A 16,458-nucleotide genomic window follows, 5' to 3' on the forward strand; every position below is an offset into this window, starting at 1 on the left:
GACGGGCTCTCCCGGAAGGTGGCGCGCTCTCACTAGCGGCCGGCGCGGCGTCGCGATAGAGCGGAGCGGATGAAGGCGAGCATGTCATGGACCGACGGACGCTGCTGATCGGCGGCGGCGCCGCGGCGGGGCTGGTCGTCGCCTATGCGCTGTGGCCCCGCGCGCATGTCGTCAACCTGCCCGCCGCCGAGGGCGAGACGGTGTTCGCCGGCTGGATCAAGATCGGCACCGACGGCCATGTCACCGTCGCCGTGCCGCAATGCGAGCACGGGCAGGGCGTCTACACCGCGCTGCCGCAGATCGTCGCGGACGAGCTCGGCGCCGACTGGCGGACGGTGGGGGTGGAGGCGGCGCCCGAGAGCGGCCTCTACGCCAACCCGCTCGCCGCCGAGGTGCTGTTCGGTCCCGATACCGGCTGGCGGCACCTGCTCGACGGCGAGGCGCCGATGCTGACCGCCGGGTCGAGCTCGGTCCGCCGGTTCGAGGCGCCGCTCCGCCGCGCCGGGGCGTTGGCGCGGGCGCTGCTGATGAAGGCGGCCGCGGGGCGCTGGGACGCCGACTGGCGCACGCTGCGCACCGAAGCGGGATTCGTGGTGCGCGGCAACGAGCGGCTGCGCTTCGGCGAGCTGGCGGCGGAGGCGGCGCGCGAAAGCCTGCCCGGCGACATCCCGCCCCGCGACGGCCAGGCCCGGCTCGCCGGCACACCCGCGCCGAGGCTCGACGCCCCCGCCAAGGTCGACGGCTCGGCCAATTTCGCCGGCGACATCCGCCTGCCCGGCATGGTGTTCGCCGCGGTCCGCCACGGTCCCGTCGGCGCCAGCCGGCTGGTGCGCGTCGACCGCAGGGGTGCCGAGCGCGTGCCCGGTATGCTCCATATCGTCGAGCATGAGCGCTGGGTGGCGGCGGTCGCGAACACCTGGTGGGCGGCGAATCGCGCGCTGGAGGCGCTCGATCCGCGCTTCGAGACGCCGGCGCCGCTCGTCGACAGCGCCGCGATCGACCGCGCGCTGGCCGAGGCGCTGGCCCGTCCCGGCGAGCGCGTCGCGGGCGAGGGCGATCTTCCCGCCGTGTTCAGCAACGCGCATGTGGTGAGCGCCGAATATCATGTCGGCGCCGGCCTCCATGCCGCGATCGAGCCGGTCACCGCCACCGCCAGCTATGAGGACGGCAAGCTGATCCTCTACGCCGCCACCCAGGCGCCGCAGGCGACGCGCGCGGCGGCGGCGCGGGCGATCGGCATCGCGCCCGAGCGCGTGGTGCTGCACCCGATGATGGCCGGCGGCGCATTCGGCGCGAACCTGGAGAGCGAGGCGGTGGCCCAGGCGGCGCTGCTCACGCGCCGGCTCGGCAAGCCGGTCCAGCTCGGCTGGTCGCGCGCCGAAAGCCTGATGCGCCCGCCGCCGCGCCCGCCCGCGCGGCTGCGGATGCTGGCGCGGCTGGGGGCGGAGGGCGGCATCCTCGGCTGGCAGGCGGCGGTCGCCGCGCCGTCGCTCGGCCATGAGCTGGCGGAGCGGCTCGGGGGCGCCGGGCCGATCGCGCGCGCGCTGCACGAGCGGGGCGATGCGGTCGCGGTCGACGGCGCCGCGCCGGCCTATCGCCTTCCTGCCTGGGCGGTCGATCATCATCCGGCCGAGATCGGTATCCCGTCCGGCTGGTGGCGCTCGGGCGGGCATTTCGCGACCTGCTTCGCGACCGAGAGCTTCGTCGACGAGCTCGCCAACGCCGCCGGCACCGAGCCCTTGTCCTACCGCATCTCGATGCTCGGCGCCGAGCCGCGGTTGGCGCGCTGCCTCACCACCATCGCCTCGCTGGGCGGCTGGCAGGGCGGGGTGCCGGGCAGCGGGCAGGGCGTCGCCTGCCACCGCTTCCGCGGCAGCCGCATCGCGCTGATGGTCGAGGCGGGGATGGACGGCGGCCGTCCGCGCGTCGACCGCATGGTGGCGGCGGTTGATTGCGGGCGGGTGATCAACCCCGAGCTGGTGCTGCAGGCGATCGAGGGCGGGCTGATCTTCGGCCTCGCCGCCGCGACCGGCGCCTCCACCGGCTATACTGCCGGCCGCGCCGACGCGCGCAGCTTCCGCGACCTCCGCCTGCCGCGTCTGGCGGACACACCCGACATCACCGTCGAGCTGATCGAGAGCGACGCCGAGCCGGGCGGGGTGAGCGAACTCGGCGTGCCGGTGGTCGCGCCCGCGCTGGCCAATGCGATCGCGTCGCTCTCCGGCAACCGGTACAGGCGATTGCCGCTGTGATGTCGGCCGGTCATCCGCGCGCCAAGGTCGGCGTGCTGCTGATCAATCTCGGCACGCCCGATGCCGCCGAGGCGGGTGCGGTGCGCCGCTATCTCGCCGAGTTCCTGTCGGATCCGCGCGTGATCGAGCTCCCGAAGCCGCTCTGGCAGCCGATCCTGCGCGGGGTGATCCTGCGCACCCGCCCGCGCAAGTCCGCCCATGCCTATGCTCAGGTGTGGACCGAAGCCGGCTCGCCGCTCGCCGCGATCACGGCCGAGCAGGCGGCCGCTCTGAAGGATGCGTTCGGCGGGGACGTGAGCGTTGATTGGGCGATGCGCTACGGCCGCCCCGCGATCGCCGACCGGGTGATCGCGCTCAAGGCGGCGGGATGCGAGCGCATCCTGCTCGCGCCGCTCTACCCGCAATATTGCGCGGCGACGACCGCCACTGCCAACGATAGCGCGTTCGCCGCGCTGGCGACGATGCGCTGGCAGCCGGCGGTGCGCACGCTGCCGCCCTATTACGACGATCCCGCCTATGTCGCCGCGCTCAGGGCCTCGGTCGAAACGTCGCTCGCGCGTCTCGATTTCGTGCCGGACGCGATCGTCGCCAGCTTCCACGGAATGCCGCAGCGGACGCGCGAGCTCGGCGATCCCTATCATGACCACTGCCAGGAGACCGTGCGCCTCCTGTCCGAAGCATCGGGCCGCGAGCTGATCGTCGCCTTCCAATCACGCTTCGGCCGCGCGAAATGGCTGGAGCCCGCCACCGACGCGACGCTCGCTGCCCTGCCGGCGAAGGGTGTGCGCAAGGTCGCGGTGGTCGCGCCCGGCTTTGCGGCGGACTGCGTCGAGACGCTGGAGGAGCTGGCGATCCGCGGGCGCGAGACCTTCCGCGCGGCGGGCGGAACCGACTTCGCCTATCTGCCTTGCCTCAACGCCGACCGTGAAGGCGTCGCAATGCTGCGCCGCCTGCTCGCGCGCGAGCTTGCGGGGTGGATCGACGCCGCCTAGCGTCGGGGCCGGTCAGTCACGGAGAGGAAGGTCATGGCACGGGTAGCGATCGTCACGGGCGGCACGCGCGGAATCGGCGAGGCGATCAGCATCGCGCTCAAGGAGCAGGGCATGACCGTCGCCGCCAATTATGCCGGCAACGAGCAGCGCGCGCGGGGATTCAGCGATCGCACCGGCATCCCTGCGTTCAAATGGGACGTCGCCGACTATGACGCGTGCCAGGAGAGCGTGAAGCGGATCGAGGCCGAGCTCGGTCCGGTCGACGTGCTGGTCAACAACGCCGGCATCACCCGCGACGCGACCATCCTCAAGATGACCTACGAGATGTGGGACGAGGTGATGCGCACCAACCTCGGCGGCTGCTTCAACATGGCGAAGGCGGTGTTCTCCGGGATGCGCGAGAGGAAGTGGGGCCGCATCGTCAACATCGGCTCGATCAACGGCCAGGCGGGGCAGTACGGCCAGGTCAACTACGCCGCCGCCAAGTCGGGCATCCACGGCTTCACCAAGGCGCTGGCGCAGGAGGGCGCGCGCTTCGGCGTGACGGTGAACGCGATCGCGCCCGGCTACATCGACACCGACATGGTGGCGGCGGTGCCGGCGGACGTGCTCGAGAAGATCGTGGCCAAGATCCCGGTGGGGCGCCTGGGCCAAGCGAGCGAGATCGCCCGCGGCGTCACCTTCCTGTGCTCGGAGGATGGCGGGTTCGTGACGGGCTCGACGCTGAGCATCAACGGCGGGCAGCACATGTATTGACGGCCGAAGGCGCGGCCGGACCGCGCCGGTCCACGATTCCTCCGTTCGTCCCGGGCGAAGTCGAGGGGCGGGTGAGGAATAGGTTCACGCAAAGGCGCGAAGGCGCGAGGAGGAAGATTCGTTCGCGCAGAGGCGCAGAGGGCGCAGAGATACGTCGCCTGCCGCACTCTCAGCCGCGCCAGCGGCTTCCAAAGCTGGGCTGCCACGGATGAAAGGGTCTCGCTTGCGCGAGACGACGGCCGCAAGCGAGATATCTCTGCGTCCCCTGCGCCTCTGCGCGAACAAACTCTTCTTCTTCTTCTCTCCGCGTCATCGCGCCTTCGCGTGAACCGATAAACAGAGGGGCCGGCTTCCCCGGAAGGAAGCCGGCCCCTCGCCCCGATACGCTACGCGGGGATACTGACTGCCGATCAACGGCAGTAATGCGGACGATCCGAGCGATCGATGGCACGGCCGGCGACGGCGCCCAGGCCTGCGCCCAGGATGGTGCCGAGCGTCCGGTCGCCGCCGCGGCCCGCGACCGTGTTGCCGACCAGGCCGCCGGCGATCGCGCCGACGATGGTGCCGCCGTCACCGTCGCGGCACTTCTCGCGCGCCCGGTACGAACGATAGTTGTAGTCGCGGCCGCGATAGCTGCGGTAGCCGCGGTCGTAGCCGTCATAGTAACGCCCGTGCGAATAGTGGCGGTCGTAGCGCTGCGCCATCGCAGGCGCCGGGACCAGGCTCACGGCACCCATCGCGAACGCGGCGCCGGCGAGCATCAGTTTCTTGAACATCTTTCGTCTCCTCGCAACTTTCGGTGCCGGCGCCGGTGCGACTCAACCGCCGTCGACAGATATGTGATTCGCATATCCGGCTTGAGCCGTTCCTGAATCCGTTGGTTATCCGCCGTTCAGCCGGACCCTTCCGCTGCGGCTCCGCTTCAGGCACAGCGGCATGTGTGCGCTTCCTCCGCGTGATCCTCGCCGTGCTGCTGCTCTGCCCGAGCTGGTCGGGAGAGGAGCGGCTGCCGCTCTACCGGGGCACGCCGACGGTGAAGACGCGGCCGGTCGCGCTCGGCGCGGGCGATCCGCAGCGGATCGGTGCGCTGACCTTTCTCGGCGGGCTCCAGCTCCTGAGCGACGATCCTGCGTTCGGCGGCTTCTCGTCGATGACGGTCGACGGCGATCGCTTCACCCTGCTGTCGGACGGCGGTCTGTTGTTCGGCTTCCGCATGGCGCCGCCGATGCGGCCACATAATCCCTGGTTCGGCGTGCTGCCGGCCGGCCCCCGCAGCGGCTGGCGCAAGCTCGACCGCGACAGCGAATCGATGGTGCGCGATCCGGCGAGCGGCCGCATCTGGGTCGGCTTCGAGCGCTTCAACATGATCTGGCGCTATACGCCCGGCTTCGCGCGGCCCGAGGGCGCGGCGACGCCGCCGGCGATGCGCGACTGGCCGATCAACAGCGGTGCCGAGACGATGGTGCGGTTGCGCGGGGGTGGCTTCCTGGTCTTTTCCGAAGGGCAGAAGGCGCCCGGCGGCGGCAAGGCGGTGCTGCGCTTCCTCGGCGATCCGGTGTCGGCGCCGCGCCGGGGCTTCGCCTTCGCCTATCTGCCGCCCCGGCACTACCGCCCGGTCGACGCCGCCGAATTGCCCGATGGCCGGCTCCTCGTGCTCAATCGCCGCTTCTCGCTCGGGACCGGCTTCGTCAACAAGCTGACGCTCGTCGACACGCGCAAGGTCAAGCCGGGGCAGCGCGTGGTGGGACGGGAGATCGCGGCGCTCGAATCGCCGCTGATCCACGACAATTTCGAAGGGATTGCCATCACCCGCGAAGGCGGCGCGACGATCGTCTGGCTGGTGTCCGACGACAATCTGTCCTGGTTCCAGCGCACGCTGCTGCTCAAGTTCCGGCTCGACCTCCCCAGAAGCGATTGGCCCAAACGCGAACGGCCCGCTTCCCGCGAGGGAAGCAGGCCGGTCTCGCCAGACGCGGAGGCGCGTTAGGCCGCGGCGGTCTCGCCGAGCTTCTTGCGGACGTCGCGCTTCAGGCGGCGCGCGCGCAGCGACAGGTCCTCGTCGCGGGTCTTGAGCAGCCAGTTGTCGAGGCCGCCGACATGCTCGACCGAACGCAGGCCGTGCGTCGACACGCGCAGCCGCACGCTGGTGCCCAGCGCGTCCGACATCAGCGTCACATTCTGCAGGTTGGGCAGAAAGGTGCGCTTGGTCTTGTTGTTGGCGTGGGAAACATTGTGACCCACCTGCCGGCCCTTGCCGGTCAGCTCGCAGATGCGCGACATTGTGCTCGTTCCTGAGTTTCGGGATATGCCCCGGAAAGGCGGCGCACGTAGCTGGAGACGGCCATCCAGTCAACCGATTCAGCCGGCATCTGCCGATTTAAGCGTGCAACCTCATTCGACGTCCACGCGTTATTACGCGAACGAACCGATTTTCGGGAGACCAAGGATGCGGACGCTTCTCGCCCTGATCGGCCTGGCCGTGGTGGTGCTGATCGTGCTGATGGCGCTGGGGCTGGTCAGCATCGATCAGACCCGTCAGGCGAGCCTGCCCAAGATCAACGTGGAGGGCGGCCAGGCGCCCGAGTTCAAGGCCGACGTCGGCCGCATCGACGTGGGAACCGTCAACAAGACGGTGCAGGTCCCGACGATCGGCGTCGAGAAGGCGGGCAACGCCGCCGCGGTGCAATGAGCGCGGGACGGATCGTCGCCGCGGTGCTGCTGCCGCCGCTCGGCGTGTACCTGAAGCGCGGCGCCGACAGCCATTTCCTCATCGCCTGCGCGTTGACCCTGCTTGCGTTCGTGCCTGGCGCGATCTTCGCGCTCTGGACGGTGCTGCAGCCCGAATCGGGCATCGGCCGGCCTTCGACAAGCGCAGCCTGAACCGGCTAGGGGAAGGCGGATGTTCCCGCTTCCCGAACCGATGCGCGCCGCGCTCGATGCCGCCCGCGATACCGCCGCGGCCGGCGAGGTGCCGGTCGGCGCCGCGCTGGTCCACGACGGCTGCGTGATCGCGGTCGCCGGCAATGCGCCGCGCGGGCTCCACGATCCGACCGCCCATGCCGAGATGCGCGTGATTCGCGAGGCGGCCGCCCAGCTCGGCCGCGAGCGGCTCGAGGATTGCGACCTGTGGGTGACGCTGGAGCCCTGCGCGATGTGCGCCGGCGCGATCGCCCACGCCCGCATCGCGCGGCTCTACTACGGCGCGAGCGACCCCAAGGGCGGCGCGATCGAGCACGGCCCGCGGCTGTTCACCCAGCCGACGCTCCACCACCGCCCCGAGGTCTACGCCGGCATCGGCGAAGCCGAGGCGGCGGCGCTGCTCCGGGAGTTCTTCGCGATGCGGCGCTAAGTGCCCGTTTGGAAAGGCGCCAGAAGGCGCATTTCGGCGGCACCGGCCCGCTCCGCCACCCGGCCACCCATCAGGATACGCTCGTGGGTGGCCAGGTGGCGGAGCGGGCCGGTGCCGCCTTTTCCAAACGGACTCTAACGTCTGTCCGTTCGTATCGAAGCAGCATCGGTGCGCCTGCGAAGGCAGGAGCTCAGGCCGCAAGCGAATGGCATGTAGTCCAGGGCTCCTGCCTTCGCAGGAGCACGGATTCCACCTCATCCGACCCCAGGCGCTTACCCCTCGTTCGTCACCGGCACGATCTTGATCTCGACGCGGCGGTTGGCGGCGCGGCCGTCCTCGGTGTCGTTGGACGCGACCGGCTGGCTCTCGCCGAAGCCGCGGGTGCCGATCCGCGCCGGCTGCACGCCGTGGCTGGCGAGATAGTCGGCCACCGAGGTCGCGCGGCGCTCCGACAGACCCATGTTGTACGAATCGCTGCCGGTCGAATCGGTGTGGCCGTACACGTCGACATAGGTGCGGTCATACTGGCGCAGCACGTCGGCCACCTGGTCGAGCGTCCCGCGGAACTGCGGCTGGATGTTCGCGCTGTCATAGGCGAAGGTGATGCCCGACGGCATGTTGAGCACCAGATCGTCGCCCTGGCGGATCACCTGCACGTCGGTACCGGCGGTGCGGCGGCGCAGCTCGCGCTCCTGATTGTCCATATAGGCGCCGACGCCGGCGCCCGCGATCGCGCCGATGCCGGCGCCGACGATCTTCTCGGTGCGGTCGCGCCGCCCGCCGACCAGGTCGCCGAGCAGATAGCCGCCGACCGCGCCCACCGCGGCGCCGAGGCCCGCCTTGGCGGGACGGCGCTCGCCGGTCTCCGGATCGGTGACGCAGGCGCTGGCAAGCGTCAGCGACGCGAGCGCGGCCCCGAGCAAAAGCTTGGATCGGATCATGTCAAAACCTCCCGTTTTTACGACGTTGGAACCCTGTATTGCCGGCAATTGTTCCGCCTGCGCACTGAACCCGGCCTGACGTGACGGTTGTGAAACCGTAAGCTTCGCGGCTATGGGATAGCGGAACGCCAATGCACGCGCTCCCCCCTTTCCCCTGGATCGACGTCGCGATCATCCTCGCGCTCATCCTTCTGAACGGCGTGTTCGCGATGAGCGAGCTGGCGATCGTCTCCGCGCGCAAGGCGCGGCTGGAGGCGATGGTGCGGACCGGGCGCAGCGGCGCCGCCACCGCGATCCAGCTCGCCGCCGATCCCGGCCGGTTCCTGTCGACCGTCCAGATCGGCATCACCCTGATCGGCATCGTCGCCGGCGCCTATTCGGGGACCAGCCTCGGCGAACCCACCGCCGCCCGGATCGAGGCGCTGGGCCTCAGCCACGAGACCGCCGAGACGATCGCCTATGTCGTCGTCATCGGCCTCACGACCTTCGCCTCGCTGATCGTCGGCGAGCTGGTGCCCAAGCAGTTCGCGCTCCGCTCGCCCGAGCCGATCGCGGTGCTGATGGCGGTGCCGATGCTGTGGCTCGCGCGGCTGACGGCGCCGCTGGTGTGGCTGCTCGACGCCACCAGCGCGCTCTTCTTCCGCCTGATCGGCCTGCGCCGCGAATCGGAGAATCACGTCACCGCCGAGGAACTCCATCTGATCGTCGCCGAAGCGTCCCGCTCGGGGGTGATCGAGGAGCATGAGCGCTCGATCATCTCGGGCGTGGTCCGCCTCGCCGACCGGCCGGTGCGCGAGGTGATGACGCCGCGCACCGACGTCGACTGGCTCGACGTCGACCTCGACGAGATCGGCGTGCGCAACGCGCTGCTGGCGACGCCGCGCACCCGCCTGCCGGTGGCGGAAGGCTCGATCGACGCGGTGATCGGCGTGGTCGAGGCCCGCTCGATCGCGGTGGCGCTGATCGAGGGCAGGCCGCTCGACCTGCGCGTGCTGATGAAGCCGGCGCCGGTGCTGCCCGACCAGGTCGACGCGATGGACGCGCTCGGCGTGCTGCGCCGCGCCGAGGTGCCGATGGGCCTGGTCCACGACGAGTACGGCCATTTCGAGGGCGTGGTGACGCCGATCGACCTGCTCGCCGCGATCGCCGGCGGCTTCGCCTCGGACGTGGAGCCGGGCGAGGAGCCTGCGGTGGTGGTGCGCGACGACGGCTCGTTCCTGATCGCCGGCAGCGTCTCCGCCGACCGCCTCGCCGAGCGGCTCGACATGATGCTCGACGAGGACCGCGACTATGCGACCGTCGCCGGCCTGGCGCTGTCGGTGCTCAAGCACCTGCCGACCGAGGGTGAGAGCTTCGTCGAGCAGGGCTGGCGTTTCGAGATCGTCGACATGGACGGCCACAAGATCGACAAGCTGCTGGTGAGCCGGGTGGAGTGAGCTCACCGTCCCTCTCCCTCTGGGAGAGGGAAGGAGCCGCCGAAGGCGGCGGGAGGGTGAGGGTGACTGCGGCCAGCGGTGGTCGCCCTCACCCTCCCACTCGGCTGCGCCGAGCGGGCCCCTCCCTCTCCCAAGGGGAGAGGGGAAGGACGATCAAAGCTTCCCGAACGCCGCCTCGAACCCGTCGCGATCGTCGCGCGCAAGATACCCCGCCTGCTCGATCCACCGGTCACGCTGGAGCCGGCCCTTGAACGTGCCGAGCTGCGCGTCGAGATCGGCGGCCTGCTCGGGCGTGAGCGCGGCGATCTGTGCATAGCTGGTGATGCCGAGCTCGTTGAGCCGCGCCGCGAGCTTCGGGCCGACACCCTTCAGCCGCGTGAAGTCGTCCGCGCCCTCGGGTGACAGCGAAGACGTAGGCGGCGGCGTCGCGAGGTCGGCCGCCATTGCCGCCGGCGCCGCTTCGAACGGCGCCGCGGCGGCGACCGGCGTGTCGGCCAGCGGCGGTGGCGGCGGCGCGGTCCGAGGCGGCGCCGTCTCGGTCGCCTGGCCGGGCTCGGCATGTGCCGTTTGCCGTTTCCTGGCGAGCTCGTTCTCGATGCGCTTGCGCTGGAGGCGGAGCTTGCGGCCCCACCAGATCGCCGCGAGCACGACGACTATCGCGATCGCGACGAGGACGAGCGTGGTGATCGTCATCCCCTGCATCTTGTCCGCCGCGCCTGCGACCGGCGTGCCCTTGCCTTCCATGACGTCCACTCCCGAACGATTTGGCCTGCGATGCTAATCGTTCGGGAGCATTGCCGTCCAGCGCCTCAATCGCGGCTGGAGACCGCTTGCCCGCCTTTGTCGGCGAGTTCGGCGAGCTTCACGAACTCCTGCCGCCAATAGCCGCCGCCGTCGCCGGCGAGCCGCCGGATGTCGGCATAGCCGTAGCCGCCGAGATACTTGTCGCCCCGGAGCTTCTGGCCGAACGCCGCTACCGCGGTCGCGAAGGCCATGTCGCCGGAGGGCTCGCCTGCGGTGCGCAGCAGCGACGCCGGCACCGGGCGGCTGATCTCGCGCGAGGTGGTGCCGTCCGGCGCCTTGTAGCGCAGCTTGACGTAGCAGAGCTCGCTGCCGGTCGAGGCGCCGCGTGCCGGCCGGTTGGCCTGGTAGCGCCGCTCCGGCGTCCAGCCCTTCGCCCCCGCCGGCACGATCTCGTAGAGCGCCGTCACCTGATGTCCCGCGCCGATGTCGCCGGCGTCGACCGCGTCGTTGGTGAAGTCCTCCTCGGCCAGCGCGCGGTTCTCGTAGCCGATCAGCCGGTACTGGCTGACCTCGGCGGGATTGAACTCCACCTGCACCTTCACGTCCTTGGCGATGGTGACCAGCGTGGCGGACAGCTCCTCGTCGAGCACCTTCCGCGCCTCCATCGCGCTGTCGACATAGGCGTAGTTGCCGTTGCCGACGTCGGCGATGCGTTCCATCATCGCCTCGTTGTAGTTGCCCTCGCCGAAGCCGAGCGTGGTGAGGGTGATGCCGTCGTCACGGTTCTTCTTGACCAATGCCTCGAGCTGCTTGTTGTCGCTGACGCCGACGTTGAAGTCGCCGTCGGTGGCGAGGAAGATGCGGTTGATGCCGCCCTTGCGGAAGTTCGCCCGCGCGATGTCGTAGGCGAGCTGGATGCCCTCCGCTCCCGCGGTCGAGCCGCCCGCCGACAGGCAGTCGATCGCGGCCTTCACGTAGTCCTTGCTGCTGGTCGGCTCCAGCACCACGCCGGCCGCACCGGCATAGACCACGATCGCGACGCGGTCGTCGGGCCGGAGCTGGTCGGCGAGCCCGGTCAGCGCCGTCTTGACCAGCGGCAGCTTGTCCGGCTGGTCCATCGAACCCGACACGTCGACGAGGAAAACGAGGTTCGCCGGCGGCCGCGTCGCCATGTCGACGTCATAGCCCCTGAGGCCGATCCTCAGCAGCCGCGTGTCCGCATTCCACGGCGTGCGCGCGACGTCGGTGGTGATGCTGAACGGCGCGGCGCGGTCGGCCGGGCGCGGATAGTCGTAGCGGAAATAGTTGATCATCTCCTCGGTCCGCACCGCCTCGGCGGGCACCGGCTGGCCCTGCGTCAGGAAGCGGCGGACATTGGCATAGGCGCCGGTGTCGACGTCGACCGAGAAGGTGGAGACGGGCGCCTGCGCGACGTCCTGGATCGAGGCGACCGCACGGCCGTCGTAACGCTCGGTATTGCCGTAGGCGCCGTAGGGCGGCGGCGCGTAGCCGCGCTTCATCCGGGTGGCCGGTGCGTTGTGCGATCCGGTGACGACCACCTCCTGCAATGCCATCGGCGCCACGGCCGTCGCGGGCGGAGGAGGCGGCGGTGGCGGGGGTGGAGGCGGCATCACGCCGGTGCGCGGCTGCGGTGCATAGACGGGACCGGGATTGGGAACGGTGCGATCGCCCATCCGGCAGCGCACCGGCGAAGGCTGAGGCGGCAGCGGCAGGATCCGTTTCTCCAGCGGAGATTGCGGAACCGGCGACGGCGCGGCGGAGGTGAGGAGAAGGGCGCCGAGCGCCAGCGAGGACACGGCTTGAACACGCATCGGCATCACTCCCTCGGTGATGGTGATATGTTGTCACATGGCGAACATGCGTGCGAGCGTGCCATTCGCGCGATGAGCGGTGGATGAATGGATCGACATTCAATGCTTAGCCCCTCCCCTGAAGGGGAGGGGCTTAAGACATAGCCGTGCGGCATAACTGAATGTCGACCGATCCTCGGACGTCCCGAAGTCTACTCCCCCTTCTCCCGCGCCACTTCGCGCCAGCCGATGTCGCGGCGGCAGAAGCCGGTCGGGAAATCGATCGTGTCGACTGCGCGATAGGCCGCCGCCTGCGCCTCGGCGACGCTCGAACCGAGCGCCGTCACCGCCAGCACACGGCCCCCGGCGGCGGTCAGCTTGCCGCCCGCCAGCCTGGTCCCGGCATGGAAAACTTTCGCCCCGTCGGCCTCGGCCACGTCGATCCCGCCGATCGTTCCGCCGCTCTCGGGCGTGCCGGGATAGCCCTTCGCCGCCATCACCACGGTCATCGCCACCTGGTCGCGCCACCTGGCGTCATGCTCGGCCAGGCTGCCCTCGTCGCTGGCGATCATCAGCTCGAGCAGGTCGCTCTCCAGCCGCAGCATCAGCGCCTCGCACTCGGGATCGCCGAAGCGGACGTTGTATTCGATCAGCTTCGGCCCCTCGGCCGTCAGCATCAGCCCGGCGTAGAGCACGCCCTGGAACGGCGTCCCCACCCGCGCCAGCGCCTCGATCGTCGGCCGCACGATCTCCTCGATCGCGCGCGCCTCCAGCTCGGGGGTCAGCACCCGCGCCGGCGAATAGGCGCCCATGCCGCCGGTGTTCGGCCCGACGTCGCCGTCGCCGACGCGCTTGTGGTCCTGGGCATTGCCGAACGGCATCAGCTGCGTACCGTCGGTCAGCACGAACAGGCTCGCCTCCTCGCCCGTCAGATATTCCTCGATCACCGCCTCGGCGCCGGCGCTGCCCTCGAACAGCGCGGCCAGCGCGGCGTCGGCCTCGTCGGCGGTGGTGGCGATGGTCACGCCCTTGCCCGCGGCGAGGCCGTCCGCCTTGATCACCACCGGCAGACCGAACTCGCCGACCACGGCGCGTGCGCCGTCGAGCGCATGGACCCGCTCGTAACGCGCGGTCGGGACGCCCTCGCGCGCGCACAGGTCCTTGGTGAAGCCCTTCGAGCCCTCGAGCTGCGCCGCCGCCTTGCTCGGCCCGAACACGCCGACCCCGATCGTGCGCAGATTGTCGGCGAGCCCGTCGACCAGCGGCGCCTCGGGCCCGATCACGACGAAGCCGATATGCTCGCGCCGGCAGAAGTCGATGACGGCGCGGTGGTCCGCTATGTTGAGCTCGACAAGCTCGGCGTGTTCGGCGATCCCCGGATTGCCGGGTGCGGCGAACAGCTTCGTGAGCCGCGGCGATTGCGCCAGCTTCCACGCGAGCGCATGTTCGCGGCCTCCCGAGCCGACCAGCAGGACATTCATGGCCGACCCTTTCGACGACGACTTCGACACCGCCCGGCTGGTAGCCGAGCCCGCGCCCGGCAGCAACGCGCCCGAGCTCACCGTCAGCGAATTGTCGGGCCGGTTGAAGCGCGTGGTCGAGGGCGAGTTCGGCCATGTCCGCCTGCGCGGCGAGATCTCGGGCTACAAGCGCGCATCGTCGGGCCACGTCTATCTCTGCCTCAAGGACGAAGGCGCGGTGATCGACGGCGTGATGTGGCGCGGGTCGGCGGCGGCGCTGCCCTTCACCCCCGCCGACGGCGTCGAGGTGGTCGCGACCGGCCGCCTCACCACCTATCCCGGTCGCTCCAAATACCAGATCGTGATCGAGCGGATGGAGCTCGCTGGCGAGGGCGCGCTGATGCAGCTGCTCGAGAAGCTCAAGGCCAAGCTGGCCGGCGAGGGGCTGTTCGATCCGGCGCGGAAGAAGCCGCTGCCGTTCCTGCCGCACGTGATCGGCGTCGTCACCTCGCCGACCGGCGCGGTGATCCGCGACATCCTCCACCGGCTCGAGGACCGCTGCCCGACCCATGTCGTGGTCTGGCCGGTCAAGGTGCAGGGCGAGGGTGCCGCAGCCGAGGTGGCGGCGGCGGTGCGCGGCTTCGACGCGCTGGCGCCGGGCGGGGCGGTGCCGCGCCCCGACCTCGTCATCGTCGCGCGCGGCGGCGGCTCGATCGAGGACCTGTGGGCGTTCAACGAGGAGGCGGTGGTGCGCGCCATCGCCGCCTGCTCGATCCCGATCATTTCCGCGGTCGGGCATGAGACCGACACCAGCCTGTCGGACCATGCCGCGGACCTGCGCGCCCCGACGCCGACCGCCGCCGCCGAGATCGCGGTGCCGGTCAAGGCCGAGCTCGCGCACGGCATCGCCACGCTGGGCCTGCGCGCAGAACGCTGCGCCCGCCGTTATCACGAACGCGCCAGCGAGCGGCTCCAGGCGCTGGTCCGCGTGCTGCCCCGCCGCGATGCGCTGCTCGGGCCGCAGCGCCAGAAGGCCGACGATCTCGGCGCGCGTCTCGACCTCGCGCTCGAACGTCGCCTCGTCCGCGCCCGCCGCGATCTCGACCGCACGGGCGGAGCGCTGCGTCCGTCGATGCTGACCAACCGTCTCTCGGCCGCCAGGGCGCGACTGGAGGCCGCAAGCCGGCTGCTCGACGCCGCGCATCCCGACAAGCCGCTCGAACGCGGCTATGCCTGGGTCGCCGCGCGGCCCGGCGGCAAGGTGGTGACCGGCGCCGACGCCGCGCGCGCCGCCGGTGCGCTCACGCTCCATTTCAAGGACGGCACCGTCGACGCGCGGGTTGAGCGCGCGGGCGCGAAGCCCTATCCTGCCGCCAAGCCCGAGCAGCCGAGCCTGCTCTAGACCGAACCCCTTGATCGAACAGGGCGAACCGATGCTGATGTCCAACACCGCGCGCACGGCGCGGCTCCACTATATGGCCAATGGCTTCCGCGTGCTGGCGCCCGGCGACCATGTGATCTGCGCGGTGAGCGGCGCCAGGATCCCGCTCGACGAGCTGCGCTACTGGAGCGTCGCGCGGCAGGAACCCTACGCCAGCGCCAGGATCGCCAGCGAGACGCTCGCGCAGTGAGGCGAGCCACGGCGGGCGGGGGAGCGGCGGTCGCCGCGCTGATCATGCTCGCCGGCTGCGTTCCGCCGTCCGCGCCCGGCCCGGCGGCGCTCCCTCCTGAGGCGCCGGCGACCGTCAGCCCCGTGCCTCGGGCGCGCCCCTTGCCGGCAAGCGATTTCGTCCTCGACGGCACGATCATCCAGGGCGGCATCCTTCGCGGCACCGTGCCGGCGGGCACCACCGCGTTGAGCTTCGACGGTGCGCCGGTTCCGTTTGCGCCGGACGGCAAGTTCCTGATCGCCTTCGATCGCGATGCGGGCCCGAACGCCGCGCTGACCGCGACCCGATCGGACGGCTCCGTCGTCACCCGCGCGCTCGCGATCGCGCCGCGCGCCTGGCCGATCGAGCGGCTGAACCGGCTCCCGCGCTTTCCCCAGCCGAGCCCGGAATTCGCCCGCCGCCGCCCCGCCGAGCTCGCCCGGATCGCCGCGGCACGGGCGCGGCAGACCGGCGCCGAGGGGTGGCGCCAGCGCTTCATCTGGCCCGCGACCGGCCGCATCTCCGGCCGCTTCGGCAGCCAGCGCATCTACAGGGGCGAGCCCGGCGCCTATCACTCCGGGGTCGACGTCGCCAAGCCGGAGGGCGCGGTGGTGGTGGCGCCTGCCGACGGCGTGGTGATCCTGGCGGCCGATCACCCCTTCACGCTGGAGGGCAACCTGCTGATGATCGATCACGGCATGGGCCTCAACAGCGCCTTTCTGCACCTCAGCCGCATCGACGTGCGCGTCGGCGACCACGTCCGCCAAGGCCAGCCGATCGGGCGCGTCGGTCACACCGGGCGCGCGACCGGGCCGCATCTCCATTGGGGGATGAAGTGGCGCGACGCGCGGATCGATCCGCTGCTGGTCGCCGGTCCGATGCCGGCCGGGAATTGAGGCGGTGTAATATTGCTGCTGTCGTCGGCGCTATGGCGACAGAATGGTGCACCGCGGAAACCTCCGCGCGACCATCTGTGTTATTTTGGTTACAGTCCCTTCGAAAAGGCGAGGTTTCGCGTGCATGTCAGCTTTACAGCGGATGAACGGGGCTTAGACCTTCGCGCATAAT

Annotated in this window: 17 protein-coding genes; 11 read left to right on the forward strand and 6 right to left on the reverse strand. The window is 70.7% G+C overall.

All coding sequences use genetic code 11. The features are described from left to right. Positions 1-86: 86 nt before the first annotated feature. The 3 genes from ACMGER_RS14795 to phbB are packed head-to-tail and all read left to right on the forward strand — an operon-like array spanning position 87 to position 4,000. The gene (locus ACMGER_RS14795; RefSeq protein WP_436812938.1) at positions 87-2,252 is read left to right on the forward strand and encodes a xanthine dehydrogenase family protein molybdopterin-binding subunit; all 2,166 of its coding nucleotides are present in this window, start codon (positions 87-89) and stop codon (positions 2,250-2,252) included. Then, complete coding sequence (hemH, locus tag ACMGER_RS14800) at positions 2,252-3,244, forward strand: ferrochelatase (RefSeq protein ID WP_436812939.1); 993 nt, start codon at positions 2,252-2,254, stop codon at positions 3,242-3,244. Before ACMGER_RS14795 ends, hemH begins: the two co-directional genes overlap by 1 nt. Before the next feature lie 33 nt (positions 3,245-3,277). Beyond that, the gene (gene phbB / locus ACMGER_RS14805; protein WP_436812940.1) at positions 3,278-4,000 is read left to right on the forward strand and encodes an acetoacetyl-CoA reductase; all 723 of its coding nucleotides are present in this window, start codon (positions 3,278-3,280) and stop codon (positions 3,998-4,000) included. Between the two features lie 410 nt (positions 4,001-4,410). On the opposite strand, the gene ACMGER_RS14810 is transcribed toward phbB, so the two are convergent. After that, positions 4,411-4,776, reverse strand: coding sequence for a glycine zipper 2TM domain-containing protein (locus ACMGER_RS14810; RefSeq protein ID WP_436812941.1), 366 nt, complete (start codon positions 4,774-4,776; stop codon positions 4,411-4,413). A 164-nt stretch (positions 4,777-4,940) separates the two neighbouring features. Between ACMGER_RS14810 and ACMGER_RS14815 the strand changes: the two genes are divergently transcribed. Continuing rightward, the gene (locus ACMGER_RS14815; protein ID WP_436812942.1) at positions 4,941-5,987 is read left to right on the forward strand and encodes an esterase-like activity of phytase family protein; all 1,047 of its coding nucleotides are present in this window, start codon (positions 4,941-4,943) and stop codon (positions 5,985-5,987) included. Here ACMGER_RS14815 and rpmB read toward each other — a convergent pair. Further along, positions 5,984-6,280: a 50S ribosomal protein L28 gene (gene rpmB, locus ACMGER_RS14820; RefSeq protein WP_436812943.1), complete on the reverse strand. Its 297-nt coding sequence runs from the start codon at positions 6,278-6,280 to the stop codon at positions 5,984-5,986. The genes ACMGER_RS14815 and rpmB overlap by 4 nt on opposite strands. A gap of 166 nt (positions 6,281-6,446) precedes the next feature. On the opposite strand from rpmB, the gene ACMGER_RS14825 reads away from it, so the two are divergent. The 3 genes from ACMGER_RS14825 to ACMGER_RS14835 are packed head-to-tail and all read left to right on the forward strand — an operon-like array spanning position 6,447 to position 7,349. Continuing rightward, positions 6,447-6,689: a hypothetical protein gene (locus ACMGER_RS14825; RefSeq protein ID WP_436812944.1), complete on the forward strand. Its 243-nt coding sequence runs from the start codon at positions 6,447-6,449 to the stop codon at positions 6,687-6,689. Then, a complete protein-coding gene (locus ACMGER_RS14830) occupies positions 6,686-6,880 on the forward strand; it encodes a YqaE/Pmp3 family membrane protein (RefSeq protein WP_436812945.1) in 195 nt (64 codons plus the stop codon). Before ACMGER_RS14825 ends, ACMGER_RS14830 begins: the two co-directional genes overlap by 4 nt. A 40-nt stretch (positions 6,881-6,920) precedes the next feature. Beyond that, positions 6,921-7,349 carry a nucleoside deaminase gene (locus ACMGER_RS14835; protein ID WP_436813546.1) on the forward strand — a complete coding sequence of 143 codons (429 nt, stop codon included), beginning with the start codon at positions 6,921-6,923 and terminating at the stop codon, positions 7,347-7,349. 272 nt (positions 7,350-7,621) lie between these two features. On the opposite strand, the gene ACMGER_RS14840 is transcribed toward ACMGER_RS14835, so the two are convergent. Beyond that, the gene (locus tag ACMGER_RS14840; protein WP_436812946.1) at positions 7,622-8,290 is read right to left on the reverse strand and encodes a YiaD family glycine zipper/OmpA-like lipoprotein; all 669 of its coding nucleotides are present in this window, start codon (positions 8,288-8,290) and stop codon (positions 7,622-7,624) included. Between the two features lie 131 nt (positions 8,291-8,421). Between ACMGER_RS14840 and ACMGER_RS14845 the strand changes: the two genes are divergently transcribed. Then, on the forward strand, positions 8,422-9,726 hold the full coding sequence (locus ACMGER_RS14845; protein WP_436812947.1) for a hemolysin family protein: 1,305 nt from the start codon (positions 8,422-8,424) through the stop codon (positions 9,724-9,726). Between the two features lie 153 nt (positions 9,727-9,879). Here the strand turns inward: ACMGER_RS14845 and ACMGER_RS14850 are convergent, their stop codons facing one another. From ACMGER_RS14850 to purD, 3 genes are all read right to left on the reverse strand, one after another. Then, entirely contained in the window at positions 9,880-10,470 is a 591-nt protein-coding gene (locus ACMGER_RS14850; RefSeq protein ID WP_436812948.1) for a helix-hairpin-helix domain-containing protein, read from the reverse strand. A 65-nt stretch (positions 10,471-10,535) separates the two neighbouring features. Next, the gene (locus ACMGER_RS14855; protein ID WP_436812949.1) at positions 10,536-12,302 is read right to left on the reverse strand and encodes a vWA domain-containing protein; all 1,767 of its coding nucleotides are present in this window, start codon (positions 12,300-12,302) and stop codon (positions 10,536-10,538) included. 191 nt (positions 12,303-12,493) lie between these two features. Beyond that, positions 12,494-13,762 (reverse strand): phosphoribosylamine--glycine ligase, encoded by a 1,269-nt coding sequence (purD, locus tag ACMGER_RS14860; protein ID WP_436812950.1) that lies wholly within the window; start codon positions 13,760-13,762, stop codon positions 12,494-12,496. Here purD and xseA point away from each other — a divergent pair. The 3 genes from xseA to ACMGER_RS14875 are packed head-to-tail and all read left to right on the forward strand — an operon-like array spanning position 13,761 to position 16,286. Further along, positions 13,761-15,143, forward strand: coding sequence for an exodeoxyribonuclease VII large subunit (gene xseA / locus ACMGER_RS14865; RefSeq protein WP_436812951.1), 1,383 nt, complete (start codon positions 13,761-13,763; stop codon positions 15,141-15,143). The two genes, purD and xseA, sit on opposite strands and share 2 nt — an antisense overlap. Before the next feature lie 31 nt (positions 15,144-15,174). Further along, on the forward strand, positions 15,175-15,372 hold the full coding sequence (locus ACMGER_RS14870) for a DUF2093 domain-containing protein (RefSeq protein ID WP_436812952.1): 198 nt from the start codon (positions 15,175-15,177) through the stop codon (positions 15,370-15,372). Between the two features lie 44 nt (positions 15,373-15,416). Next, complete coding sequence (locus ACMGER_RS14875) at positions 15,417-16,286, forward strand: M23 family metallopeptidase (protein WP_436813547.1); 870 nt, start codon at positions 15,417-15,419, stop codon at positions 16,284-16,286. Positions 16,287-16,458 lie beyond the last annotated feature (172 nt).

It is taken from the genome of Sphingomonas astragali (assembly GCF_051400615.1).
Taxonomy (GTDB): Bacteria; Pseudomonadota; Alphaproteobacteria; order Sphingomonadales; family Sphingomonadaceae; genus Sphingomonas.

What these genes read in the sequence shown, in the direction of transcription:
- ACMGER_RS14795 (WP_436812938.1), top strand. Translation starts at nt 87, where the DNA reads ATGGACCGACGGACGCTGCTGATCGGCGGCGGCGCCGCGGCGGGGCTG.
- hemH (WP_436812939.1), top strand. Translation starts at nt 2,252, where the DNA reads ATGTCGGCCGGTCATCCGCGCGCCAAGGTCGGCGTGCTGCTGATCAAT.
- phbB (WP_436812940.1), top strand. Translation starts at nt 3,278, where the DNA reads ATGGCACGGGTAGCGATCGTCACGGGCGGCACGCGCGGAATCGGCGAG.
- ACMGER_RS14810 (WP_436812941.1), bottom strand. Translation starts at nt 4,776, where the DNA reads ATGTTCAAGAAACTGATGCTCGCCGGCGCCGCGTTCGCGATGGGTGCC.
- rpmB (WP_436812943.1), bottom strand. Translation starts at nt 6,280, where the DNA reads ATGTCGCGCATCTGCGAGCTGACCGGCAAGGGCCGGCAGGTGGGTCAC.
- ACMGER_RS14825 (WP_436812944.1), top strand. Translation starts at nt 6,447, where the DNA reads ATGCGGACGCTTCTCGCCCTGATCGGCCTGGCCGTGGTGGTGCTGATC.
- ACMGER_RS14830 (WP_436812945.1), top strand. Translation starts at nt 6,686, where the DNA reads ATGAGCGCGGGACGGATCGTCGCCGCGGTGCTGCTGCCGCCGCTCGGC.
- ACMGER_RS14835 (WP_436813546.1), top strand. Translation starts at nt 6,921, where the DNA reads ATGCGCGCCGCGCTCGATGCCGCCCGCGATACCGCCGCGGCCGGCGAG.
- ACMGER_RS14840 (WP_436812946.1), bottom strand. Translation starts at nt 8,290, where the DNA reads ATGATCCGATCCAAGCTTTTGCTCGGGGCCGCGCTCGCGTCGCTGACG.
- ACMGER_RS14845 (WP_436812947.1), top strand. Translation starts at nt 8,422, where the DNA reads ATGCACGCGCTCCCCCCTTTCCCCTGGATCGACGTCGCGATCATCCTC.
- ACMGER_RS14850 (WP_436812948.1), bottom strand. Translation starts at nt 10,470, where the DNA reads ATGGAAGGCAAGGGCACGCCGGTCGCAGGCGCGGCGGACAAGATGCAG.
- ACMGER_RS14855 (WP_436812949.1), bottom strand. Translation starts at nt 12,302, where the DNA reads ATGCGTGTTCAAGCCGTGTCCTCGCTGGCGCTCGGCGCCCTTCTCCTC.
- xseA (WP_436812951.1), top strand. Translation starts at nt 13,761, where the DNA reads ATGGCCGACCCTTTCGACGACGACTTCGACACCGCCCGGCTGGTAGCC.
- purD (WP_436812950.1), bottom strand. Translation starts at nt 13,762, where the DNA reads ATGAATGTCCTGCTGGTCGGCTCGGGAGGCCGCGAACATGCGCTCGCG.
- ACMGER_RS14870 (WP_436812952.1), top strand. Translation starts at nt 15,175, where the DNA reads ATGCTGATGTCCAACACCGCGCGCACGGCGCGGCTCCACTATATGGCC.
- ACMGER_RS14875 (WP_436813547.1), top strand. Translation starts at nt 15,417, where the DNA reads ATGCTCGCCGGCTGCGTTCCGCCGTCCGCGCCCGGCCCGGCGGCGCTC.